General features: G+C 63.6%; 22 protein-coding genes and 2 tRNA genes. 2 read left to right on the top strand and 22 right to left on the bottom strand.

The window, feature by feature from the left end; translation table 11 throughout:
* Positions 1 to 18: 18 nt before the first annotated feature.
* From HPTL_RS02305 to purN, 4 genes are read right to left on the bottom strand one after another with little or no spacing between them, the layout of a single operon-like run.
* A complete protein-coding gene (locus HPTL_RS02305) occupies positions 19 to 1,020 on the bottom strand; it encodes an oxidoreductase (RefSeq protein ID WP_119334530.1) in 1,002 nt (333 codons plus the stop codon).
* Positions 1,021 to 1,072: 52 nt separating this feature from the next.
* Positions 1,073 to 2,386, bottom strand: coding sequence for an RsmB/NOP family class I SAM-dependent RNA methyltransferase (locus HPTL_RS02300; RefSeq protein WP_119334529.1), 1,314 nt, complete (start codon positions 2,384 to 2,386; stop codon positions 1,073 to 1,075).
* Positions 2,370 to 3,101 carry a DUF3108 domain-containing protein gene (locus HPTL_RS02295; protein WP_119334528.1) on the bottom strand — a complete coding sequence of 244 codons (732 nt, stop codon included), beginning with the start codon at positions 3,099 to 3,101 and terminating at the stop codon, positions 2,370 to 2,372. The genes HPTL_RS02300 and HPTL_RS02295 overlap by 17 nt, the downstream gene beginning before the upstream one ends.
* A complete protein-coding gene (purN, locus tag HPTL_RS02290; protein WP_119334527.1) occupies positions 3,098 to 3,769 on the bottom strand; it encodes a phosphoribosylglycinamide formyltransferase in 672 nt (223 codons plus the stop codon). Before purN ends, HPTL_RS02295 begins: the two co-directional genes overlap by 4 nt.
* Positions 3,770 to 3,826: 57 nt before the next feature.
* Here purN and mutL point away from each other — a divergent pair, with 57 nt between their 5' ends.
* Positions 3,827 to 5,737, top strand: coding sequence for a DNA mismatch repair endonuclease MutL (mutL, locus tag HPTL_RS02285; protein WP_119334526.1), 1,911 nt, complete (start codon positions 3,827 to 3,829; stop codon positions 5,735 to 5,737).
* 85 nt (positions 5,738 to 5,822) lie between these two features.
* On the opposite strand, the gene HPTL_RS02280 is transcribed toward mutL, so the two are convergent.
* The 4 genes from HPTL_RS02280 to HPTL_RS02265 all read right to left on the bottom strand — a co-directional run bounded on the left by HPTL_RS02280 (position 5,823) and on the right by HPTL_RS02265 (position 6,873).
* On the bottom strand, positions 5,823 to 6,410 hold the full coding sequence (locus HPTL_RS02280) for a YqaA family protein (RefSeq protein ID WP_119334525.1): 588 nt from the start codon (positions 6,408 to 6,410) through the stop codon (positions 5,823 to 5,825).
* 44 nt (positions 6,411 to 6,454) lie between these two features.
* Positions 6,455 to 6,655, bottom strand: coding sequence for a DUF2905 domain-containing protein (locus HPTL_RS02275; protein WP_119334524.1), 201 nt, complete (start codon positions 6,653 to 6,655; stop codon positions 6,455 to 6,457).
* A 29-nt stretch (positions 6,656 to 6,684) separates the two neighbouring features.
* Positions 6,685 to 6,777, bottom strand: a tRNA-Ser gene (locus HPTL_RS02270).
* Between the two features lie 20 nt (positions 6,778 to 6,797).
* Positions 6,798 to 6,873 (bottom strand) — tRNA-Thr (locus HPTL_RS02265).
* A 147-nt stretch (positions 6,874 to 7,020) separates the two neighbouring features.
* Between HPTL_RS02265 and HPTL_RS02260 the strand changes: the two genes are divergently transcribed.
* Positions 7,021 to 9,060 carry an aldehyde ferredoxin oxidoreductase C-terminal domain-containing protein gene (locus tag HPTL_RS02260; RefSeq protein WP_119334523.1) on the top strand — a complete coding sequence of 680 codons (2,040 nt, stop codon included), beginning with the start codon at positions 7,021 to 7,023 and terminating at the stop codon, positions 9,058 to 9,060.
* 86 nt (positions 9,061 to 9,146) lie between these two features.
* Here the strand turns inward: HPTL_RS02260 and HPTL_RS02255 are convergent, their stop codons facing one another.
* From HPTL_RS02255 to rlmN, 14 genes are all read right to left on the bottom strand, one after another.
* A complete protein-coding gene (locus tag HPTL_RS02255) occupies positions 9,147 to 10,457 on the bottom strand; it encodes an adenylosuccinate synthase (RefSeq protein WP_119334522.1) in 1,311 nt (436 codons plus the stop codon).
* A gap of 29 nt (positions 10,458 to 10,486) precedes the next feature.
* A complete protein-coding gene (locus HPTL_RS02250; protein WP_119334521.1) occupies positions 10,487 to 11,671 on the bottom strand; it encodes an ATP phosphoribosyltransferase regulatory subunit in 1,185 nt (394 codons plus the stop codon).
* Positions 11,668 to 12,555: a protease modulator HflC gene (gene hflC, locus HPTL_RS02245; protein ID WP_119334520.1), complete on the bottom strand. Its 888-nt coding sequence runs from the start codon at positions 12,553 to 12,555 to the stop codon at positions 11,668 to 11,670. The genes HPTL_RS02250 and hflC overlap by 4 nt, the downstream gene beginning before the upstream one ends.
* A complete protein-coding gene (gene hflK / locus HPTL_RS02240; protein ID WP_119334519.1) occupies positions 12,552 to 13,871 on the bottom strand; it encodes an FtsH protease activity modulator HflK in 1,320 nt (439 codons plus the stop codon). Before hflK ends, hflC begins: the two co-directional genes overlap by 4 nt.
* Complete coding sequence (gene hflX, locus HPTL_RS02235; protein WP_119334518.1) at positions 13,862 to 15,061, bottom strand: GTPase HflX; 1,200 nt, start codon at positions 15,059 to 15,061, stop codon at positions 13,862 to 13,864. Before hflX ends, hflK begins: the two co-directional genes overlap by 10 nt.
* Positions 15,061 to 15,306, bottom strand: a complete 246-nt coding sequence (hfq, locus tag HPTL_RS02230; protein ID WP_119334517.1) for an RNA chaperone Hfq — start codon at positions 15,304 to 15,306, stop codon at positions 15,061 to 15,063. The genes hflX and hfq overlap by 1 nt, the downstream gene beginning before the upstream one ends.
* Before the next feature lie 79 nt (positions 15,307 to 15,385).
* On the bottom strand, positions 15,386 to 16,750 hold the full coding sequence (gene der / locus HPTL_RS02225) for a ribosome biogenesis GTPase Der (RefSeq protein ID WP_232000004.1): 1,365 nt from the start codon (positions 16,748 to 16,750) through the stop codon (positions 15,386 to 15,388).
* Positions 16,747 to 17,913 carry an outer membrane protein assembly factor BamB gene (gene bamB, locus HPTL_RS02220; protein WP_119334516.1) on the bottom strand — a complete coding sequence of 389 codons (1,167 nt, stop codon included), beginning with the start codon at positions 17,911 to 17,913 and terminating at the stop codon, positions 16,747 to 16,749. Before bamB ends, der begins: the two co-directional genes overlap by 4 nt.
* On the bottom strand, positions 17,910 to 18,581 hold the full coding sequence (locus tag HPTL_RS02215) for a YfgM family protein (protein ID WP_119334515.1): 672 nt from the start codon (positions 18,579 to 18,581) through the stop codon (positions 17,910 to 17,912). The genes bamB and HPTL_RS02215 overlap by 4 nt, the downstream gene beginning before the upstream one ends.
* Positions 18,559 to 19,866, bottom strand: a complete 1,308-nt coding sequence (hisS, locus tag HPTL_RS02210) for a histidine--tRNA ligase (RefSeq protein ID WP_119334514.1) — start codon at positions 19,864 to 19,866, stop codon at positions 18,559 to 18,561. Before hisS ends, HPTL_RS02215 begins: the two co-directional genes overlap by 23 nt.
* A 1-nt stretch (position 19,867) precedes the next feature.
* The gene (ispG, locus tag HPTL_RS02205) at positions 19,868 to 21,127 is read right to left on the bottom strand and encodes a flavodoxin-dependent (E)-4-hydroxy-3-methylbut-2-enyl-diphosphate synthase (protein ID WP_119334513.1); all 1,260 of its coding nucleotides are present in this window, start codon (positions 21,125 to 21,127) and stop codon (positions 19,868 to 19,870) included.
* A gap of 8 nt (positions 21,128 to 21,135) precedes the next feature.
* Positions 21,136 to 22,248: a helix-turn-helix domain-containing protein gene (locus HPTL_RS02200; RefSeq protein WP_119334512.1), complete on the bottom strand. Its 1,113-nt coding sequence runs from the start codon at positions 22,246 to 22,248 to the stop codon at positions 21,136 to 21,138.
* Positions 22,242 to 23,057, bottom strand: coding sequence for a tetratricopeptide repeat protein (locus HPTL_RS02195; RefSeq protein ID WP_119334511.1), 816 nt, complete (start codon positions 23,055 to 23,057; stop codon positions 22,242 to 22,244). The genes HPTL_RS02200 and HPTL_RS02195 overlap by 7 nt, the downstream gene beginning before the upstream one ends.
* Positions 23,058 to 24,206, bottom strand: coding sequence for a 23S rRNA (adenine(2503)-C(2))-methyltransferase RlmN (gene rlmN, locus HPTL_RS02190; protein ID WP_119334510.1), 1,149 nt, complete (start codon positions 24,204 to 24,206; stop codon positions 23,058 to 23,060).
* Positions 24,207 to 24,211 lie beyond the last annotated feature (5 nt).

The following is a 24,211-nucleotide window of genomic DNA, read 5'->3' as shown; positions in this document are numbered from 1 at the left end:
ACTAGCCATAATTATGCATCATTCATCACCGATACGAACCACCGTGCGTCCTTTCGCCTTCCCGGAAATGAATTCGTCGAAAATCTTGGGTAGCGCCGTGAGCGGCACTTCGCGCGTGATCGCTTTGAGGTGTTTCGGTTTGAGGTCGGTCGCCAACCGCTCCCACACCTTACCGCGCAATGGGAAGTCGGTGTAGGCCGAATCGACCCCCAAGAGACTCACACCGCGCAAGATGAAGGGGAAGACCGTGGTTTCGAGCTTGGGCGACGCGGCGTTACCGATCGACGCCACCGTACCTGCCTGTTTCATCGTCGCCAACATCCAGTGGAGGATCGGGCCGCCGACGTTGTCGACCGCACCCGCCCAGCGGCTTTTTTCGAGCGGCCGCGTCGCCGCGAAATCGATCGTGTTGCGATCGAGCACCTCCGCTGCCCCCAGCGTTTTCAATTGCTCGGCCTCTTCGGGTTTACCCGTGAGCGCAACCACGTGATACCCCCGGCCCGCCAGCATCTGGATCACCAACATCCCGACACCACCCGACGCGCCGCTCACCACCACGGGTCCCGCATCCGGCTTCAAACCTTCGTGTTCCATCCGCTCGACCGCCAGTGCTGCGGTGTAGCCCGCGGTACCCAACGCCATCGCTTCGAAGAGATCGAGGCCTGCAGGCAACGGCACGATCCACTTCGCGGGAATCCGGGCATACTCGGCATAGCCCCCGTGGTGCGACACCCCGATGTCGTAGCTCGTCGCGATCACCGCATCACCGGGCCGAAAACGGTCGTCGCTCGACTCGACCACCGTTCCGGCGAGATCGATCCCGCCGATACAGGGAAAACGCCGAATGATCTTCCCTTTACCGGTTGCCGCCAACGCATCCTTGTAGTTGATGCTCGAATAGTGAACCCGAATGAGCACCTCACCGGGGTCGAGCATTGAAAACGGCACCGACTCCAACGCGGCGCGCACCCCCCCTTCCGGGTTTTCCCGAATCATCAATGCGGTAAAGGTCTCACTCATCACACTACTCCTCTGTGTGTCAACAAAAGAATGGCTCGAAACCTTGTCTATTCTAGACGGAACGGCGCTCGAGCACCACCGCGAAAAAGCCGTCACAACCATGAACATGGGGGAAAAGCCGTACCGCTTCGGGCACACCATCGGTTGGACACGGGCCATTGACGAACGCGGTGCCGTGCGTACCGTGCTGCCAATCCGCGGTCAATTCGTTCCATGGCAGCGGCGCGAACGCAGGGTGCGCCGCGAGAAAAGTCTGCACCACGCGGTCGTTCTCTTCGGGCAGGATGCTACAGGTGACATAGATCAGCCGCCCGCCTGGCTTCACCAACCGGGCCGCCGCCGCTAGGATGCTCGCTTGCTGCGCGGTGAGCGCCGCCACCGTGGCTTCCGTTTGGCGCCATTTGAAATCGGGATTACGGCGTAATGTTCCGATCCCGGAGCACGGCACATCGACCAAGACGCGGTCGGCTTTTCCTGCCAGCCGGGCAAGCTTTGGGTCGTGCTCATCGGCGATCGCCATCGGTTGGACGTTCGTTGCGCCTGCACGCGCCAAACGGGGATGCAAACCCGCGAGGCGCTTTGCGATCGCATCGCACGCGTAAATCTGGCCGCTATTGACCATCAGCGCGGCCAACACCAGCGTCTTGCCGCCGGCGCCCGCGCAGAAATCGACCACCGTCTGTCGCCGCTTGGGTGCGACCAACCGGGTGACCAACTGACTCCCTTCGTCCTGCACCTCGACGATACCGTCGCGGTACAACGGATGGCGTTGCAAGGCCACCTTTTCAGCCAGGCGCACGCCCCACGGCGACCAAGGCGTTTCGTGCGCCTCGAGCCCTTCGGCCATGAACGTAGCCATCACGTCGCTGCGCTTCGCTTTGAGGGTGTTGACCCGCAGATCGAGCGGCGCTGGCTGGAGCATACTCGACGCGATGCGCTGCGTTTCCTCCACCCCATACGCGGTCACGAGCCGTGCCCACAACCAATCGGGCATGCTCAGCCGTTCGGCGTCACGCCAGGCGTAGCCCGCAATCGCCGCTTTGCGCTGCGCCAACCACTCCCCCTCTTCTCGCCGGAGGAGCGGCGCCAGTTGCGCCACCGAAACGCCTCGTCCCACCACCAACCATGCCAGCAGGAGATGGCGCGGCGCGGTACTCTCGGCCCAGACGGTGAGGCGGCGATAGTGGCGAATCACGCCGTAATAGGTTTCGGCAACCCATGCGCGATCGCGCTGCCCCAACCGGGGCCAGGCGCGCAAAAACGCCGAAAGCACCTTGTCTGCCGGTGCCGCAAAGGTCAGCGCTTCCGATAGCGCCTGAACCACGGCCTGCACCCGTTGCGGATGCCATTCAGCGCGTAAGTTCATAGGCAAAATCACCCTCTTCCCCGTGAATGTTCAGGCGCACCAAACGGACGATCGGTGCGACCTGCCACTCGACGGTCACCTGCCAATCCTTATTTTCGGTTTCAGCTTGGAACGCCAACCCAGGAACCGTCCGCCCGTCCGGCAACGTCACCGATTGCGTTTCCGCGACGCGGTAGGTGATGGTTTTGGCGCGCTTGACCCCAAGCAGTACCGTCTTGCCGTGTGGTTTTCCCGCTGCGGCGCGCGCGGGTAACGACAAAAGAAGGCTCAAAAAATCCTGAGCCGTCTCTGGTGCTGCGTAGCGCAGCGTACGTCCTTTCCGGGTAACCACGACCGCGTCCCCGGCACGCGCGATCACCTCATCGTCCTTTCCTGGCCGCTCGCGCAAAGACCGCTCGGGCACCCACCACCCAGACACCACGCGCCCTTCGCTCACCCGGGTTTCCGAATAGTTACTCAAGAGCGCAGCCAACCCGGTAGTCTGTGACGAAAGGGCGACGCGATAGCGGCCGTCCGGCGCAACGTGCCATTCCAGTTGCGCCATACCCAGGGTCATCCCCCCTTTCTTGACCGCGTACTGGGCGCGCCCCTCGCTGGGCAGAACGAACGCCGCGTGTGCCGCATTTCCGAATGCGACCACCGCACAGAGCAACATCACCAACCGCGCCACTAAACGCGCCACCCACCGGCCATGCCCACGCCACCCGATCGTCATATGTGTGCTTCCTCGCGTTCCGTCGTTGCTGGCACATGCAAGGCGGTGTCGGGAAAGCGCGCCTGCGCCACCACGACTCGTCCCTCCGGGGTCAGCGAGATCCGACCTTCGACGAACCAGCGGATCGCTTGCGGATAGATACGGTGCTCTTCGCGCAACACCCGTGCGGCGAGCGTCTCTGGCGTATCCTCGGGCAACACCGGCACCGCCGCTTGAACGATGATCGGGCCATGATCGAGCGCCGGCGTGACGAAATGGACCGTTGCGCCATGCACCCGACACCCTTCGGCAATCGCGCGCTCGTGGGTGTGCAAGCCGGGAAACGCTGGAAGGAGCGACGGGTGGATATTCATCATTCGCCCTTCGTAGCGGCGAACGAACGCTTCGCCCAAAATGCGCATGAACCCCGCGAGCACCACCAGATCGGGCCGATAGTGGTCGATGCGCTCGGCAAGCATCTTATCGAACGCATCGCGCGTCGGGAACGCCTTGTGATCGACCACCTCGGTGGCGATGCCATGCTGTTGTGCGAAGCGCAACCCCGCGGCGTCGGGCCGGTTGCTGATCACCGCAGCAACCGTCGCGCCGGGAATCTGCGCCCGCACGATCGCCTCCATGTTGCTCCCCCGCCCCGAAATCAAGATCACCAAGCGCTTCTCCGCAGCCATTGCCGCTCCTCATCGTCCGTGCTTCGCTCGATTGTACACCTGTCGTACAATCAGGCGATGCCGATCCAGCTTCTGCCCGACACCCTCATCAACCAGATCGCCGCAGGCGAAGTGGTCGAACGGCCGGCGTCGATCGTCAAAGAACTCGCAGAAAACAGCCTCGACGCGGGCGCCACCGAAATCGCGATCCACCTCGAAGCGGGCGGTATCGAACGGGTCTGCGTCCGTGACGACGGCTGTGGGATTCCCGCTTCGGAACTCCCGCTCGCGGTAGCTCGCCACGCTACGAGCAAGATCGATTCGCTCAAGGCGCTCCTCTCCGTCACCACCAAAGGGTTTCGCGGCGAAGCGCTTGCGGCGATCGCAGCGGTCACCCACCTCACGATCGCGTCCCGCCCCCGCGAAGCGCCGCACGGCATGAAGCTCGATGCCCGCAGTGGCGAGCTCACTCCATATGCGATGGCTCCTGGGACCGAGGTGGACTGCCGCGCCCTGTTCGATACGGTCCCCGCGCGGCGCAAATTTTTGAAAACGCCGCAGACCGAAGCGCACCACGCGATCGAAGCCGCGCGGCGGCTGGCGCTTGCGCACCCACAGGTCGCTTGGCAAGTCACCCACAACGACAAACTGGTGTGGCGGCTTGCGCCCCAATCTGCTGAAGCCCGCTTTTTGGCGCTTTTTCACACTGACCCCGCCGAATGGCGCTTGGCACACGCCGAAACCCCCGCCGCGCAACTCCTGGGTTGGGTGATCGAGCCCCGCTTCGCCCGGGAAAGCGCGCGCCAGGCGCTTCAATACCTCTTCGTGAATGGTCGAGCGGTTCGCGACCGGCTGCTCGCCCAAGCCGTGCGCCAAGCCTACCACGATGTCTTGCACGGCCACCGCCAACCGAGCTACGTGCTCTTTCTCACCGTCGCGCCCGAACTCGTCGACGTCAATGTCCATCCGGCAAAAAGCGAAGTGCGCTTTCGCGACCCCAACGCCATCTTCCGCTTGGTAAACGGTGCGATTGCGCAAGCGCTGGCACCAACGGTGGTATTCCCGCAGCCACTCGGCACCGAGACCACCGAAGCTGCTGGTAAAACGCAACCTCCGCTTGCTACGGAGCGCGCAACAGCGCCCGCGACCCGCGCCATCGTTTCGTCCCCGGCCGCCCAGCAACGGCTGCCGTTTGGCACATCGACCGTGCGCGACAGCGCCAACGCCCGCTACCTGGCTTTTGCCGCGCACGCCTTTGTAGACGCAAACACCGCGCGATCGGAAACCGCCACCCCCGCACCCACGACTCCGCCCGGCGCGCTTCCCCCGCTCGCCCCTGCGCACGAGCACGCGGCGCCTGAGGTGGCAGCCCCCTCACCGCCCCCCGTCGAACCGTCTGCGACGGAGCCCCCGCTGGGTTACGCGCTTGCGCAACTGCATGGCATCTACATTTTGGCGCAAAACCGCCGCGGGCTCGTGCTCGTCGATATGCACGCCGCACACGAACGCATCCTCTACGAACGGCTGAAACGTCACTACGACGAAGCGGCGCTTCCCGCGCAACCGCTCCTGCACCCCGTCCCCGTTCGGCTGAACGGCGCGGCGCTCGCCACCTTCACCGAACACCGCGTCACGTTGGCACAGCTGGGGCTCGAAGCATCGCTGCTCGATACCGAGACGATCGCCGTGCGCACCCATCCGCCATTCGTCGCGCCGCGGGAAATCCCCGCGCTCGTTGCCGAACTCCTCGAAACCTTGCGCGATGCCCCCACCAGCAACGCGGTCACCGCGCGGCGGGACGCGCTCCTTGCTCGCGTAGCCTGTCATGGCGCAGTGCGAGCAAACCGCGCGCTCACGCAAGAAGAGATGAACGCGCTGTTGCGCGATCTGGAAGCGACCGAACGGGGCGGCCAGTGCAACCACGGGCGCCCCACTTGGATCGAACTGCCGCTCGCCGCACTGGACGCCCTCTTCTTACGAGGCCAATAGGTGGCAAAGATCCACCGCGCCGCAGTGTCACCCCCGCACACCAAGCCTCACCGGGAACGGAGGCAAGGCACCCTCCCGACCCAGGTCACCCCTTCGTCCAATACCACCACCCGAGACCGACGGCGACCAACCCGACCATTGCCCAGCCGATGCGGTCGACCCAACGGTGCAGCGTCGCCTCCAAACGGGGACCGCCCCACGCCATGAGCCCGGCAACGAGGAAAAAGCGCGCCCCGCGGCCCACGAACGACGCGATCGTGAACGGCATGAGCGCCATCTGCAGCACCCCGGCGGCGATCGTAAAAACTTTATAAGGAATCGGCGAAAACCCTGCGATGAAGACCGCCCAGACGCCCCACTCCGCGAACCAGCGGTGTGCCGTCTGATACGCCTCCCAATAGCGAGAGGTTTGCAGCCACGGCTCGATCAAGCCAAATGCCCCCCACCCGATCGCGTAGCCGAACAATCCGCCCAATACCGAGGTCACCGTTGTCAACAGTGCCAAGCGCCACGCCCGCTGCGGCTGCGCCATCGCCATCGGCGCGAGCATCACGTCCGGAGGAATAGGAAAGAAAGACGATTCGGCAAAAGCGAGTAACGCCAGAAACCACGGCGCACGGCGGTGGCGCACCCACTGCATCACGCGCGCGTACCAGGAAGAAAAGAGGCGCATCACAACCTTCCGTGACCCGAAACGCCCGCGATTCTAACCCGCATTTACTTGCGCCACCACCAGAAGAGGAGCGAAAGGAGGAGCGACACCACGATGCTCGTAGTGATCGGAAAGTAGAAGGTGAAATGCTCCTTCTCGACTACGATATCCCCCGGCAAACGCCCGAAGGGCAATTTACTCAGCCACGGATATAGGAGCGCAAGCAGAATGAGCGCAACACCCAGCCAGAATAGGAGCTTTTGCATTGCTCATCGCAATTGGCAAGCGGAAAGATTGGCGGAGAGGGCGGGATTCGAACCCGCGTGCCGGTTTTACCCGACCATCCGATTTCGAGTCGGCGCCGTTATGACCACTTCGGTACCTCTCCGCATCCCATAGGCTGTGCTATGGTGCCGTTGGGCGGACTCGAACCGCCGACCTACTGATTACGAATCAGTTGCTCTACCAGCTGAGCTACAACGGCGCAGAAAGAAATTATAACAAAAAACCGTTGGCAAAAACAACGCATGCGGAGACGCGCGCGATCGCCGTGACATTGATCTAGCGCAAAGACAGCACGGCTATTTCAGCATATCATTATGGACAATAAAAAACCGTACGAGGAAAAACCATGAACGCACCCCAACCCCTGCAATTGCACCAACCGTCATCCTGGCTTCCTGCGCACAGCCTCACCGTCGCGCTCGACGACGGCAGCGTCACCCGGACCGAACACCATTCGGACGCGATCACCGGACCGATCGAATACGGTTGGCGCGCCTACCAACAGCATGGGCGCAACGCCTTTACGTTCGGCATCGGGCGGCTTGCCGATTCGCCCCTTGCGGGCGCACGCCGTCTCTTCGTCTGCGGCTACAGCCACCAATGGGAAAGCTTTTATCTCTCCTCCGCGGGCGGCGTCGCGTACACCTTCAAACATTTCGGCATCCCCTGGGTGACGCTCGTCGGACGCGCGGCGCAACCGTCGGTGCTGATCTTGCGTCACGACGGCAACGCAGCCACCGTCACTCTGGAGCCGATCCCCGATCTCGAGTCACTTTGGCGCGACGGGTATCGGCGCGCCAGCGACGGCGCCCAGCTCACTGGCGCACTCGCCGTTCAGCAAGCGATGCTCGACCGCTTCGGCGTGGCATTTCCGCCGAAACAGGTGCGAGCGCTCGCGGTCGGTCCGGCTGCGGCAGTCACGTGGGAGGGAACGATCGTCTCGAACCCGGTCGAAAAAGGGGCGATCACCTGGGTCACCGAATTCTGTGGCCGCGGCGGGATGGGGTCGACGCTGTTCCGCGATTTCAACATCGCGGCGCTTCTCGTGGGCGGCGCATGGGAGCCTGCGAAAGAGTCGACGAAAGCATACGACCCCGATTTCGAAGCACGATTTGGCGATCGCTACGTCAAAGTCGAGCAGCGCACCACCGTAAAATACTCGTTCGACCCCAAGACGGGTACCGGCGGCACCTTCGGTTCGAACTACGCCGCGATGGGCGACAAGATCCTCTCGTTCCACTACCAGAGCGTTTTCGCCCCCAAACCAGAGCGTCTCGCGCAGATGGAACGGTTCGTCCGCGGCCACTACTGGAAACAGTTCCAAGAAGAGACCATCGCGAACAAGCAGTTCGAACACTGCGGCGAACCCTGCTCGGTCGCATGCAAAAAGATGAACGGACCGCACAAAAAGGATTACGAGCCGTACCATACGCTGGGCCCGCAGATCGGGATCTTCGACCAGCGCGCCGCTGAACGGGTCAATGACGTCGCCGACGCAATGGGATTCGACGCGATCCAGCTCGGCGGCACCCTGGGTTGGCTCTTCGAAGCGATCACCGCGGGTGATTTCGACCCCACTGAACTCGGGCTCCCCCCAGCACACCAACTGCGCTTTCGCGGCTTCACCGCCGACCCGGCGCAGTTCGACCTCGTCGCCGACAGCGCCGCGAACGCCGACTACGCCCTGCGCACGATCGACGCGATCCTCTGGGATGAGCGCGCCGCCCCGCTGCGCGAAGGGATCCGCGTTGCAGCGAAGACCCTCAACGCCCGCTACCCGCACACGCGGCCGGGCGACCGCGCGGTTTACCTCGCGCACGGCGAACGCGGCGCGCTCGTCCCCAACCAATATTTCGTTCCAGGGATGTTCAGCCCGATGCCGATCATGGGCAAATACTACGTCTTCTACGGCTACGATCTCCTTTCGCCGGAAGCGCTCGGGCAATGGAACGTCGCACGGATGATCGGCGAGCTCATCTCCGACAACGCCGGGATGTGCCGCTTCCATCGCGCCTGGGGCGAACCGATGGCCGAACAACTCTTGGCGAACCACCGCGGGCTTCCCGCCGACTACAACGAACGGGTGAAGCGCCTCGCCCAAGAGCTCTTCGCTGCCGAAGAAGCAGCGAGTCGTTTTTGGGAGACCCCCCGCTTGATCGAACTCTTCGCCCACTACTGGCGCTGGCAGCGCGAAAACGGAGTGGACCTCTCACCAGTCGCCGCATTCTTCGCTCCTGAAGCGCAACCGGGTGAAACCACCGAGCAGACGATCGACCGTTTGCTCGCTGCAAACGACCGCACCACCTGGCAACGTTTGGCGCAACGCTATTGGAACACGGTGCGTGAAGCGCAGATCGCAGCGATGGCCCAGGCGCACCAACGTTGACCTGGGTCAAAGCCGCTTTCCCGCTCTTTTGCTACGATCGGCGGCCGCGCGCTTGCGCACCCGTGAGGTAAGCGCTCCCCGCTTACCTAGGCGCCGAACGGGTGCTGACGCAGGATCGTCTCGCTCCGTTCGGGGCCGGTGGAGATCACGTCGATCGGCACCTCACAGAACTCTTCGATGCGGTGCAGATAGGCGCGCGCCGCTGCGGGCAGCTCCTCCCACCGCTTCGCGCCGTAGGTGCTCGCCTGCCACCCCGACCAGGACTCGTAAATGGGTCGGCACCGGGCCACTTCGTCGGCCCCCATCGGCAGCAGATCGACGCGCTTGCCGTCGATTTCGTACCCGACACAGAGTTTGAGCTCCTTGAGCCCGTCGAGCACGTCGAGTTTCGTGATGCAGAGTCCCGTGACCCCGTTGATGATGAGCGAACGCTTGAGCGCCGCGAGGTCGAGCCAACCGCAGCGCCGTTTACGCCCGGTGACGGTGCCGAATTCACGCCCTTTGGTCGACATCTGCCAACCCGGCGTCCCTTCGGTTTCGATGTCGAGCTCGGTCGGGAATGGGCCACCCCCGACACGCGTACAGTAGGCTTTGGTGATTCCGAGCACATAGTGCAACCGCCCCGGACCGACCCCGGCGCCCGCTGCTGCGGCACCCGCGACACAGTTGCTCGACGTCACGAACGGATAGGTTCCGTGGTCGATATCGAGGAGCGTGCCTTGCGCCCCTTCGAAGAGCAGGTTTCCGCCCGCTTTGTTGATGCGGTAGAGTTCCGCAGAGACGTCGGCGACCAACGGCTTGACCGTTTCGGCGTCGGCAAGGAGTTGCTCCCAGAACGATTCGAGCGTCACCGGTTCGGCGTCGAGCACCGTGGTGAGCAGATGGTTCACCAACGCCAGGTTGGCTTCGATTCGATCGCGCAGCCGCACCGGGTCGAAGAGGTCATAGACACGCACCGCGCGCCGCGCCACCTTGTCCTCATAAGCCGGGCCGATCCCTTTCCCAGTGGTGCCGATCTTACTGTTACCGGTGCGCGCCGCTTCCCGTGCGCGGTCGAGCGCCACGTGATAAGGCAGGATCAGCGGACAGCCGGGGCTCACCTTGAGGCGGGAACGCACCTCGATCCCCCCCGCTTCGAGCGTCGCAATCTCTTCGCAGAGGTGGTGGATGTCCAGCACCACGCCGTTGCCGATGAAACAGGCCACGTTGGGACGAACGATCCCGGAAGGAACCAGATTGAGCTTGAAGGTCTGGTCGCCGATCACCAACGTATGTCCGGCGTTGTGACCGCCTTGGAACCGAACGACCCCGTGTGCGGAATCGGTGAGCCAGTCGACGATTTTCCCTTTCCCTTCATCGCCCCACTGCGTTCCCACCACGACCACGTTTTTGGCCATCGCTACCGCTCCCTACTCCTCGACTCGATTCATTCCGCAAAAGGCACCACGTGCCAGGCGCCTCTTTCCCAAACCAGCTGGCGCGTGCACCCCGCCTCAAACCAACTTTCGCGGGGGTGTCCAGGCAATTCGTCGACCACCACCTCTCCCGCTGCGCGCAGCGCAGCGACCCGCTCCACAAGCGCGGTGCGCTGCTTTGCCGGGGCGTCCGCACCCAACGCGGGTGCAAGGATCGCGCCGGGGAGCGGAGAAAGCGGTAAGAGCGTCACCACCGCACGCAAGTCGATCGAAAAGCCGGTAGCAGGCCGCGCCCGTCCGAACGCAGCGCCCATGCCGTCGTAGCGCCCACCCAACGCCACCGCAGCGGCGCTTCCCGGTGCGAATGCAGCGAACATCACGCCCGTGTGGTAGTAGTAGCCGCGCAAATCGGCCAGATCGAACCCCACCGCAGCTCCTTCCGCTGCAAGCGCCTTAGCGAGCGCGGTGAGTTGCGTGCGCGCTGCGGCGATCTCGGGCCAATCGGGCAAGCGGCGGCGCGCCTCGGCTAAGACCTCCTCGCCACCGTAGGCGTGTGGCAGCCAGAGCAGTGCTGCCCGTACCTCGGCAGGCAGTTCCTGTCCCGCGAGGAAACGTTGCAGATCGGCGCGATCTTTCGCGCGCAACAGGGTGAAGAGCGTCTCCGCGTCGGCTTCGCTCCAACCCCGCGTGAGCGCACGGAAGATCGCCATGTGCGCACACTCCAGACGAACGTGCCGCAGTCCGGCTTCCGCTAGGAGACGAAGCAGCAAACACGCCACTTCGCAGTCGGCTTCGACGCCCGCGTGCCCGTAGAGCTCCGCACCCAACTGCCACGGTTCACGCAATGCAAGGAGATTGGCTGGGCGCGCGTGGGCGACCGGACCGGCATAGCACAAACGGGTCACCCCGCTGCGGTTCAACAGATGGGCGTCGATTCGCGCAATCTGCGGGGTCATATCGGGACGCACCGCGACCGGCTTGCCAGTGAGCGGATCGACCACCTGAAAGGTCCGTTCGGCAAGGTCCCGCCCGGAACCGACAGTGAGCGCATCCAGATACTCGATAAGGGGCGGTGCCACCAACTGATAACCGTGCACCCGCAGTCGGTCGAGCCATTGCCGCCGCAACGACTCGAGCCGCTCCGCCGCAGGCGGTAGTTCGTCGCGGAAATGGTCGGGCACCGTCCACAGCGTCATCGCGCCCCCTCGGTCGCTGCGGTGTCGCCGCGGAAATGGCGGAAGAATTCGCTCGTGGCATCGAGCACGAGCACGTCGTCGCGGCGGGCAAAGCTCGCGCGGTACGCTTCGAGGCTTCTGTAGAAGCGGAAGAATTCAGGGTCGCGTCCAAACGCCTCGTTGAAAATCCTTGCCGCTTCGGCGTCCCCCTCACCACGAATCTTCTGTGCTTCGCGGTACGCCTTTGCGATGATCACCTCACGTTCGCGGTCGGCTTCGGCGCGGATCCGTTCGGCATCCGCCGCCCCTTCGGAGCGCAGGTTGTTCGCCACCCGTTTGCGTTCGGCCTCCATGCGGCGATAGACCGATTCGGAAACCTCTACCGGCAAGTCGACGCGTTTGAGCCGGACATCGACGATTGCAACCCCAAAGGTGCGCGCATCCTTGTCGGTTTTTTGCCGCACCTCCTCCATCACTCGGTCCCGTTCTCCAGAGACGACGTCATGAACAGTGCGCAGACCGAACTCTTCACGCAACGTGGCGTTTACCGTTTGCATGATGCGGGTGCGCGCTCGTAGCTCATCACCCGCCAGCGAAATGAAATACTGCTTCGGATCGACGATCCGCCATTTGACGAAATGGTCGACCAACACGTTTTTCTTCTCCGAGGTGATAAAGCGCTCCGGATCGGGCGTATCGATCGTCAAAAGCCGCTTGTCGAAAAAACGGACATTTTGGATCAGCGGCATCTTGAAATGGAGCCCGGGTTGATCGATCACCTGCCGCACTTCACCGAATTGCGTCACGATCGCATAACGGCGCTCGTCGACCACGAAGAGGCTCATCGACGCCAATACCGCAACGATCAGCGTCACTCCAATCAAAAGCGTGGCTCTTGGGTTCATGGGCGGCTCTCCCGGTCACGCGTCAAGGTTCGGACCGCGTCTCGGGCGCGGTCGAGCAAACCCGTCGAGGGGGACGCGACGCCGCTGCTTTGGGGCGAAACCGCACCTGAGACGGCGTCACGCAACAGATCCTCAGGAGATTGACTGGCGTCGCTGGCGGGTGCGGCTCTGCCCGCACCGCGCTGCTGCCCCAGGATCTCCGCAAGCGGCAACATCAACAGGTTGTTGGACGATTCGACGTCGACCAGCACTTTGCTCGTGTGGGTAAAGACCTGTTGCATCGTCTCGAGGTAGAGCCGCTCGCGGGTGAGCGCCGGTGCCTGCCGGTACTGCTCATAGAGGCTCAAGAAGCGCTGCGTGTCCCCTTCGGCTTGCGCGATCACGCGCGATTTATAGGCCTGCGCCTCTTCGATCATCCGCGACGCCGTCCCGCGGGCGCGCGGAATCACGGCGTTGGCGTACGCTTCGCCTTCGTTGCGCAACCGTTCACGGTCTTGCCCCGCCTTCACCGCGTCGTCGAACGCGGCTTGCACCTGCTCGGGCGGTTGTGCGTTTTGCAACGTCACCCGCACGATTTGAATTCCGGTTTGATAGCGGTCGAGCATCTGTTGCATCAACGCTTGGGTGCGCACCGCGATCTCTTCCCGCCCTTCGTAGAGGACGAAGTCCATCTTGCTCTTCCCGACGATCTCGCGCATCGCGCTTTCAGCAACCTGTTTCACGGTCTCGTCCGGCGCCCGGTCGCGGAAGAGGTAGTCTTCAGGCGATTTCAAGCGGTACTGCACCGCAAAGAAGATCGTGACGATATTTTCGTCGTCGGTGAGCATCAACGCTTCGCGCAGATTTTTGTTGCGTTCACTTCCCCGATAACCGACTTCGACGGTGCGCACTCCGGTGAAATCGACCAGTTGGTGCGATTCGATCGGCCACGGCAACCGCCAGCGCAACCCAGGCTCGGTGGTTTCGACATATTTTCCGAAGCGCAATACTACGGCGCGCTCGTTCGCTTCCACTTTGTAAAAACCGGAAGCGAGCCACAGGGCAAGCGCTGCGACCGCCAGCAACCCGATGAACAGGGAGACGCGGCGCGGATCGCCGCCACTACCGCCAGCTAGGGGACCGCGCGGACGACGACCACCCCCTTTGCCTCCGAACAACGCGTTCAGCCGTTCGTTGAACTCGCGCCACACTTCGTCGAGGTCAGGCGGTCCATCATCGGGCCGTTGCCCAGACGGCCGCTGTTGCGGCCCGTGCGATGCGTCTTCGGGGCGTTGCCGCGGATCGTCATCGCCCCAACGCGGATCGTTCAAGGACATGGTGATACTTCCCTCTCAAGCGGTTCCCAGAATGGTTCGGTGTGATCCTGTGTTGATGCGCTGTTCGTCTCGGTGTTCTTTTCGCCGGACGAAGCGTTGGTAGCCGTATGCAACCGCTCGTCGATCGCGGCGCGCAGCAGCTCGAGCCCAGCGCCGGTTGCCGCACTCACGGTGACGCGCCGAATCGTACCACAGCCGTCACGGACCACCTCTGGGCTTTGATCGAGGAGATCGATTTTGTTCCCCACTTCCAAGACGGGAACCGACTCGGCACCGATCTGCCGCAGCGTTTCGGTCACCGCCTCGCGCTGCGCGTCGTTGTCGGGGCTGGCGAGATCGCTCACCACCAGCAGCAGATCGGCCTCTTTCACCTCTTCGAGCGTCGCATGAAACGCGGCAACGAGGTCGTGCGGCAGATCGCGGATGAAGCCCACGGTATCGGAGAGCACCACGTTACCCGTTTGCGGCAGCCAGATCCGCCGCGAGGTGGTGTCGAGTGTGGCAAAAAGTTGGTCTGCCGCGTACGTTTGCGCTTTGGTGAGCGCGTTGAAGAGGGTCGATTTGCCCGCGTTGGTGTAGCCGACGAGCGACACCTGTGGCACGCCGTATCGCTGCCGGCCGCGGCGGCGGGTCGCCCGCTGTTTTTCCAGCCGTTGCAATCGCGCTTTGAGCCGATTCACCCGCGCGCCGATCAACCGCCGGTCGGTCTCGAGCTCCGTCTCGCCAGGGCCGCGCAAGCCGATCCCCCCACGTTGCCGCTCCAAGTGGGTCCAACCGCGGACCAACCGGGTGCTCAGGTATTCGAGCTGTGCGAGTTCGACTTGCAGCTTCCCTTCGGCGCTTTTGGCGCGCAACGCGAAAATGTCCAGGATCAAGGTATTGCGATCGACCACCCGGCACGCGAGCGCTTGCTCGAGATTGCGCTGTTGCGCCGGTGAGAGCGCATGGTTGAAGACGACGAGATCGGCCCCGTGTTCGCGCACCAGCGCAGCCAACTCGGTGACTTTACCCGAACCGAGGAAGGTGGCGGGATCGGGTTTGGCGCGACGCACGGTCAGTGCGCCGACGATTTCCGCGCCGGCACTCACGACGAGCTGGCGCAACTCTTCCAGCCGCTCGGCAACGCGCCCTTCGCCGAAATCGATTTGGACGAGCCAGGCCCGCTCGCCGAAACGCGGGCGTTCGAACATCAGGCTTCTTCGCTTTCCCCGTGAACTTCGCGCAAGGTCACCGGGCGCGACGGCACGACCGTGGAGATCGCGTGTTTATAGACCATTTGGGTCACGGTGTTCTTGAGGAGCACCACGTACTGATCGAACGACTCGATCTGACCTTGCAATTTGATCCCGTTGACGAGGTAAATGGAAACCGGCACGCGCTCACGGCGCAGCAGGTTGAGGAAAGGGTCTTGCAGTTGGAGGGCTTTGTTGCTCATCGTTCTCGACTCTGATGGTGTGTGATCGGAACCTGATATTGTACGCGAGTTGCGCAACGGGTGGTGCACCTTGGCGCGACTATCCCTTTTCGGCGTATGGGTTGTGACTCGTGCGCAGTTCGAGCCGCAACGGCGTACCCTTCAACCCGAACGCTTCGGTGAACCCATGCTCCAGGTAGCGGAGGTACGACTTCGGCAGGTGTTCGAGGGCATTGCCGTGGATCACGATGATCGGCGGATTGCTCCCGCCCTGGTGGGCATAGCGCGGTTTGGGGCGAAAGAGACCGTGGCGCGGCGGTGCCTGACGCTTCACCAGTTCTTGCAACACCCGCGTCAGTTGTGGCGTCGGCAGTTTTTTCATCGCTGCAGCGTATGCCTGGTCGACTGCGCGCATCAGCGCGTCGAGCCCTTTTCCAGTTTTCGCCGACAAAAAGACCACTGGCGCGAACGAGAGGAACGCGAGTTTGTGCGCAAGCTGCGTCTTGATCCGCTGCCGCTGGTAGGCGTCGGCAGCATCCCACTTGTTCACGGCGATCACCAGCGCCCGCCCAGTCTCCAAAATGAAACCGCCCAAATGGGCATCCTGCTCCCCCACCTCTTGCGTCGCATCCAGCGTCAGGATCGCGACGTTGGCGTTTTCTACCGCTTGCAACGCCTTGATCACCGAAAACTTCTCGATGGTGTCGGTCACCCGCCCCTTTTTGCGCACGCCCGCGGTGTCGACCAACGTGTAGGGGCGACCGTTGTGTTCGAACGGCACGTCGATCGCGTCGCGGGTGGTTCCCGGCATGTCGTACGCGATCAGGCGTTCTTCCCCGATCAGCGCATTGATGAGCGTCGATTTACCGACGTTCGGACGTCCGAGCACCGCAACGCGAATCCCTTCGCGTTCCGTCTCCTCAGTTTCCCTTTCGGCCAGCGGGTCTTTATTCGGCTTCGGCTTTGGGAAGGGTGCCAACACCTCGTGAATCATCTCACGCACGCCGTCACCGTGCGACGCCGAAATCGACAACGGTTCGCCAAACCCCAGCGCATAGAAATCGGCGCGCGCGATCGCGCGGTCCAACCCTTCGGTTTTGTTCACCAGCACGCGTACTGCTACCCCCAGCGCGCGCAGATAGTCCGCGATCGCTTCGTCGTGTGGCGTCAAGCCCGCGCGACCGTCGACGACGAAGAGCACGAGATCGGCTTCGCGGATCGCAAGCTCCGCTTGCCGGACCATTTCGGCGGTCAGCCCCTCTTTCGCCGTTGGATCGAATCCCGCCGTATCGACGACCAGATAGGGGCGCCCCCCCACTTTGCCGCGGCCATAGCGACGGTCGCGCGTCAAACCGGGAACGTTCGCAACCAGTGCGTCACGCGACCGCGTCAATCGGTTGAAGAGGGTCGATTTGCCCACATTGGGACGACCGACCAAAACGAGTGTCGGCAGCCGCTCGCTCACCGTGCGCGCTCCACCACCGCTACCGTGCCGTCTTGATTCTGGACCACAACCGCACCATCGGCAAGGCGCTGCGGGGCCACGACGATCGCGCCACTGCCGATGCGGGTGCGAGCGCGGACCTGGCCGTCACTGAGATCGACGGCGTGGAGATACCCTTGCGCGTCCCCGACCAGCGCAACGTCGCCAAAGACCACCGGACGCGTCAGCTGTCGGTAGACGAGCGAATCGTTTTGCCAGCGCGGTTGTCCGTTGAACAGGTCGATCGCGACGATCCGGTCGACTTCGTCGACGGTGATCACGGAACGCAAATCGCGATCGATCCCGACTCGCGTCGCGATCGCACTCGTCACCACTTCCCGCCCGGTGTTCAGGTCGAAACAGGCGATACGGCTTTGGTAGGCTGCCGCGCAGAGTTCTTGGTTGTCCAGCACCACGGGCCCCACGATATCGGTCAACCGTTCGATTTCGGTCGTCCCTTTGGGTGGCGCGACCGTCAACTCGAAGAAGGGCTGCCCCCGGTTGGGATCGAGCGCCGCGACGATTCCGCCGGGATAGCCGACGAAAATCGCGCCACCGGCGGCAACGAGCGGTGCACTCTGCCGCAACGAAAGCGGCGGCAGCGGCCGCTCGTACCGCCAGCGCGTTTTGCCATCGAACGCATCGAACGCCATCAGCCGATGGTCCGCAGCACGAACGACCACCAACCCGTCGTGCACCAGCGGCGGCGTTACCGCTGGCAGCGCAGCGGCTTGACGCCACCGGATGGAGCCGTCACTGACGTTGATCGCGACCACGTCCCCCTGTTCGGTCACCACCGCTGCCAACCGACCATCGCTCCCCACCCCGGCCAGGATCGGCGCGCCTACCTCGGTTCGCCACTGCTCCTTGCCGTTGGCGTCGATCAAGACCACTTCCCCTTTACCTCCCGCGGCGACCACTCCGTCGGCAACAGGCGCCGGCGTGAGATAGCGGCGCTCGCCAGCGGAGAGCCGTTCGGTGTAACGCACCGGGAGGGAGAGCGCGTCACGAAGCTCCGGCAACGGTGCCGGCTTTGGGCCCGAAGCGGCAAACGGGTTGATCGCGTCGAGCGAGGCGCACCCCGAAATCCCAACCACCAGCGCAGCGCACACCAGCCAACGCCGTACAAGCGCGAAACGTTTCATTGGGTAGGCTCCTTGACGGGATCGGACGCGATCGCCGCTTGCTCGCGCTTTGCGCGCAACACCATCTGCCACGAGGGGTCGCCGCGCACCTCGGCAAGCGCTTTGTCATAATGGGAAACCGCCTGTTGCGCCTCACCTTGCGCGAGCGCGATATCGCCTTTGAGTGCCCACAATCGCGGCTGATAGGGTGCCGGCACCGCTTGCGGCAAGGCTTTCGCCGCCGCGTCGTATTCCCCTTGCGCCAGATGGAGTTCCGCCAACGTGAACGCCAGAAGCGGTTGCACCGCGTCGTCGTCGACCCCGAGCGTCCCCGCCTCACGCACCACGGGAATCGCCTCGGCGGCCGCATTCTTGGCTGCCGCCTGGTCCGCGATCGCAAGCGCCGCATAAGCCGCCTGCGCTTTCCCAACCCACGGAACAGCTTTGAGACGCTCCCACGCGGCGCGCGCTTCTGCCCAAGCCTGCTTTTCCAAGGCTTGATCGATCGCTTCGAACGCCTGCGCCGCCGCTTGGACCTGTTCGCTCCGCCACCACTGCCAACCGTTCCAACCGAGCGAAAAAACGAGCGCCGCGCTCACCGCGACGATGAGCAAACGGCCGTTTGCCCGCCACCATGCTTTGAGCGCGTCAAGCTGCTCCAGCTCTTCATGCGAGAGTACCAGCGCCATCGCTTTCCTCCGATCCCAATTGGATGTGCGCCACGACCTCCTCGAGCTGCGTCCACGGCACTTGCCGTTGTGCGCCTGGTCGCCGCAGCGGTTTCACCGTGGCCGTCTCACTGGCAAGCTCCGATTCGCCCAGGATCACCGCCACCTCGGCGCCGCTGGCGTCGGCACGCTTCATCTGGCTCTTGAAACTGCCTCCGCCAGCATGGACGATCACCGAAAAGCCGCTCGAGCGCAACGCTTCGGCGAGTCGAAACGCCGCGGGCGCGCTTCCTTCGCCCTGATGGACGAGATAGACGTCGAGTTCCGGTTGCGGCGGCTCCCCCCCACACGCCTCCCAGAGCGCCAGCACCCGCTCGACTCCGAGCGCAAACCCGGCTGCGGGAGCCGGTTTCCCCCCCAGCTGGGCGAAAAGCCCGTCGTAACGCCCTCCGGCACAGATCGTTCCCTGGGCGCCGAGTTTCGGCGTCACCCACTCGAATACGGTACGGTTATAGTAGTCGAGGCCACGAACCAGCCGCGGGTTGATCCGGTAGGGAATACCCGCCGCTTCGATCAGCGCCAACACCGCGTCGAAATGGGCGCGCGTCTCGGCCCCCAGATAGTCCAACAACCGCGGCGCCTCTTCGATGAGGGGCTGCATCGCGGGGTTTTTACTGTCCAGAATGCGCAGCGGGTTGCGAGAGAGCCGACGACGGGAATCCTCGTCCAATTCGTCCTGGTGCGCGGTGAAATAGGCGACCAGCGCTTCGCGGTGCGCCGCGCGCTCTTCCGGATCCCCTAGCGAGTTGATTTCGAGCCGAACGTCGGTGATTCCCAAATCGTCCCAAAGCCGCGCCCCCATCACGATCAATTCCGCATCGATCTCGGGGTCGGCAAAGCCCAACGCTTCGACGCCGATCTGGTGAAACTGCCGGTAGCGCCCTTTCTGCGGCCGTTCATGGCGAAACATCGGGCCCCAGTAGTACAGGCGCTGCGGCCCCTGGTGCAACAGATTGTGTTCGATCGCGGCGCGCACGCACCCCGCGGTTCCCTCCGGCCGTAACGTGAGGTGCTCGCCGTTGAGTGCATCCTCGAAGGCGTACATCTCTTTTTCGACGATATCGGTCACCTCGCCGATCGCCCGCTTGAAGAGTGCCGTCTGCTCGACGATCGGCGTGCGCAGCGGCCGATAGCCGTAGGCTGCCGCCCATGAGTGCACCAGCGCCTCGAATTCGTTCCAAAGCAACGATTCGGGCGGCAGGATGTCGTTCATGCCGCGAACACCGCGGATCCCTTTCTGGCTCATCTCATCCTTTCTTCACAAAACGGGTGGTCACGTAGTGCTCGATCAGCGCCAAAAATTCTTCGGCGATCCGGTCGCCGCGCAACGTGGCCACCTTCTCTCCGTCCATGAAAACGGGCGCTGCTGGGGCCTCACCGGTGCCGGGCAGCGAAATGCCGATATGGGCGTGCCGCGACTCTCCCGGACCATTGACGACGCACCCCATCACCGCAACGCTCAGTTGTTCCACCCCGTCGAACTGCTGTCGCCATTCGGGCATGCGCTCGCGCAAAAACGCTTCGGTACGCTGCGCCAACTCTTGGAAAAAGGTCGACGTCGTGCGGCCGCACCCCGGACACGCCGTCACCGTCGGGGCAAACGCCCGCAGACCCAAGGACTGCACGATCTGTTGCGCAACCACCACCTCTTGCGTGCGCGGTTCCCCAGGCGCGGGGGTGAGCGAGACGCGAATCGTATCGCCGATCCCCTCTTGCAGCAATACCGCCAACGCCGCGGTACTCGCGACGATCCCTTTGCTGCCCATTCCCGCTTCGGTCAAACCAAGATGGAGCGGATAACGGCAGCGTGCAGCCAACGCACGATAGACCGCGATCAGGTCTTGCACACTCGAGACCTTCGCCGACAAAACGATCCGGTCCGGCGCCAACCCCAGGCGCTCCGCTTCCGCCGCAGACTCCAACGCCGAGGTGACGAGCGCTTCCCGCATCACCGCGTCTGCAGGCCAGGGTTCGCTACGGCGGGCGTTTTCGTCCATCAGCCGCGCCAAGACCGACTGGTCGAGACTGCCCCAATTGACCCCGATCCGCAGAGGTTTGTCGAAACGGCACGCCAGTTCGACGATCGCAGCGAATTGCGCGTCGCGTTTCGCTCCAAACCCGACATTACCGGGATTGACTCGCCATTTCGCCAACGCCTCGGCACAGGCTGGCGTGTCACGCAACAGACGGTGGCCGTTGTAGTGAAAGTCGCCGACCAGCGGAACGTCGACACCCCATGCCAGCAGACGATCGACGATTTCCGGGACGGCTTTCGCCGCGGCTTCGCTGTTCACCGTAACGCGAACGATTTCAGAACCCGCATGCGCCAACGCCGCGACTTGCCGGGCCGTCGCGGCCACGTCGGCGGTGTCGGTATTGGTCATCGACTGGATCACCACCGGCGCGCTCGAACCGATCGTCACCCGGCCAACTCGGACCTGATGGGTGGGGCGGCGCGCTGCCGGTCCAAACGGCATCGGCGCAACGAACGGCTCCGGTCTGAGCATCGCGTCGCTCATGGTTGTGCCGGGACATGCAAGCGAACCACCCCGCGGCTGGGGGGTTCGACGGTGGTGCCATTCCATTCGATCACCAGCGCCTGGGCGTTCCCCAGGTGAAGCGCATACGGTGCGCCGTCGGTTGGAAAGGTGCGGCTATCGCCTTGCCGGAGGATGCCGTCATAGACTTTCGTTCCATCCTTGGCGGTGATCCGCATCCAAGAGTCCCCTGTTTCCGCACGGATTGCTAACCCCGAAGCCTGCTGCGGCGACGGGGTTGGCTTCGGCTGAGCCGCTTCCCCAGGCGCTACATTGGCTGCGCTTGCCGCCCCCTGGTCGCTCGCTGCACGCGGCGTCTCCACTGCCGTCGCGGTTTGCTGAGCCGGCACCGGATTGGCTTGGCCATGCGCCGCAGTTGGTTCGTTCATTTTGGCGCTGTCTGCGGAACCCCCGGTTGCCGTTTCGCGTGCGCGCGCATTGGCATTGGCCGTGTCAGGCTTGCTGGCTGCCTCGGCTCCGTCTGCGTCGGATCGCGATGCGACGCCGGACGAGACCGCTTTTTCGGTGCCGGAGTCGGGCGGGGTCTCGGCCGTGGGCGCATGCGTGCCGCCCGGTGTCGTGGTAGGCGGCAGGACCACGACTGCCGAGTTGGTCTCGCCGTTGGGTGTAACGAGCGGCGTGCGTAACGATACGCCGTCGGTCATCGACGAATCCGATTCCCAAACCCCGAACCACTGCAGATATCCGACGAGCAGCAGACCAACCACGACGACACCGCCTGCGAAGCGCACGACCGGATGACGCCAAAAAGGGCGACGCACGACGATTTCGCCCTCAGCGTTGCTGGGCGGCGTCAGGCGAACGGTCGATTCGGCGAAACAGGCTTGCGCCACCTCCAACCAGGGCTGCGGATCGCGATTCCCCCAGCGCGCGATCCCTTTGAGCACGCCGCGCACGAAAATCGCGTTGGGGAGTTCGCGCCACTGACCCGCTTCCAGCGCGGCCAATTGCCGGACAGCGATCTTCAGCTCGGCGGCAAGCGCTTCACGCGACCAACCAGAAGCCTCCCGGAGCTGACGAATCGCTTCGCCAACCGCCTCTGGTGAAGCGCCGCGTTCTTCTGTCACCATGACTCCCACTCTCCTCGCTCCAATTTGCGCGTCTCCAAGCGGTTGGGCGCCTCTTGGCGCAACCGTTCGGCCCAGCGCGCTTCGTTCAGACGATCGCCTTTGGCGTGCGCAAGATTGGCCGCGAGCCACCAGACCATCGGGTCGTCGGGCGCGCGCTGGACGAGCCGTTCCAAATGGCGATCCGCAATCGCCCACTGCCGTTTACGCGCCGCCCATTGCAACGCACGAACCTGGACGAGGAAATCGTCGGGTTGCAGCGCGAGCGCCATGTCGATCTCGTTCTGAACCGCAGATTCATCGCCAGCACGCCAAGCGCACCACGCATGGTTCGCAAGCGAACGGGCGCGCCGCGGATAGTAGGGATTCATCGCCGCCTGGTGCAGCAACGCCAACCCCTCCTCGAAACGGCCTGCGGAACAACGGAGCGAGCCGAGCGCATGCAGAATGTCCGGATCGTTGGGCGCGAGTCGCTGCGCTTCTTCTAGGCTCTTTTCTGCGGTTGCACGATCCCCCAACGCCAGATGGGCCAACCCCCATGCATAGGGCACCAGCGGGTCAGAGGCGTCGAGCGCGCGCGCTTTTGCGATTTCGTCGAGTGCGACATCGACTCGCCCCAGTTCGAGATAAGCAAGCGCGAGATCAATGCGGGCTTTGCGCTCCTTATCCTGAGGGCGCTCTGCCGTTTGGTCCAAGAGGGGGGCGGGATAAGCCCCCTCTGCGATTCCCGCGCGCGGTGGCGTCGCAACGGAAGCGCACCCCGCAAGCGCGAACGCTGCTGCGACCCCACAAACGACCTGTCTCCACTTCATTCACCCCTCCGCGGCAACCAGGCGCAGCGAACGACGGGTCCGATCTTGGACTTGTCCCGCCAATTGGCCGCACGCCGCTGCGACGTCGTCACCACGGGTGCGACGGATCGTCGTCAGGCGCCCTGCCGCCATCAGCCGCTCGGCAAACGCACGGACACGCTCCGGCGCTGGGCGTCGGAACGGACTTCCCGGGAAGGGGTTGAACGGGATCAAGTTGAATTTGCACGAAAGGCCGCGGGTCAGCTCGACCAACTCCTGCGCATCGCGCGGGTTGTCGTTCACCCCGTCGAGCAACACATATTCGAACATGATGAAATCGCGGGGCGACGCGGTGAGATACCGTTCGCACGCCGCGATCAGTTCTTTGAGCGGATACTTTTTGTTGATCGGAACCAATTCGTCGCGCAAACGGTCGTTGGGCGCGTGCAGCGAAACGGCCAATGCCACGGGACATTCAACGCGCAACCGATCCATCGCCGGCACCAACCCTGAGGTCGATACCGTCACCCGGCGCCGTGACAGTCCATAGCCGAAATCGTCGAGCATCACTTTGAGCGCGCGCACCACCGCATCGTAATTGGCAAGCGGCTCCCCCATCCCCATCATCACGACGTTGGTCACCACGCGCCCGTTGTCGGTCCAATCGCCGTCGTCGAGCCGAGCGTGCTCGTACGCTGGCCCCAACACATGGTTGGCCAGCCACAATTGCCCTAGGATTTCGCCGGTCGTCAAATTGCGGTTGAAACCTTGCTTGCCGGTGGCGCAGAACGCGCACTCGAGCGCGCAGCCTGCTTGGGTCGAGATGCAGAGCGTTCCCCGACTGCGTTCCGGGATGAAGACGGTCTCCACCGCATTGCCCTGACCGACGTCCAAGAGCCATTTCCGCGTCCCGTCGCTCGAGACGCGGTCCGAAATCACCCGAGGCGGCGTGATCGACGCGGTTTCCGCCAGCTGCGCCCGCAAGGTTTTCGCGACATCGGTCATCGCGGCAAACTCTGCAACGCCCATGCGGTGAATCCAGCGATAGACCTGGCGCGCGCGAAAGGGCTTCTCTCCTTGCGCGACGAACCAGGCTTCGAGCTCCTCACGCGTCAGCTCCAAGAGATTGGTCGGCACCGCGTCAGCCACGGCAGCTTCGGTCTCTTTCATTCGGC

This window comes from Hydrogenophilus thermoluteolus, from assembly GCF_003574215.1.
Classification (GTDB): Bacteria; Pseudomonadota; Gammaproteobacteria; order Burkholderiales; family Rhodocyclaceae; genus Hydrogenophilus; species Hydrogenophilus thermoluteolus.
Note: the sequence above shows the minus strand (reverse complement) of the source record. Positions and strands in the feature narration are given on the sequence as shown.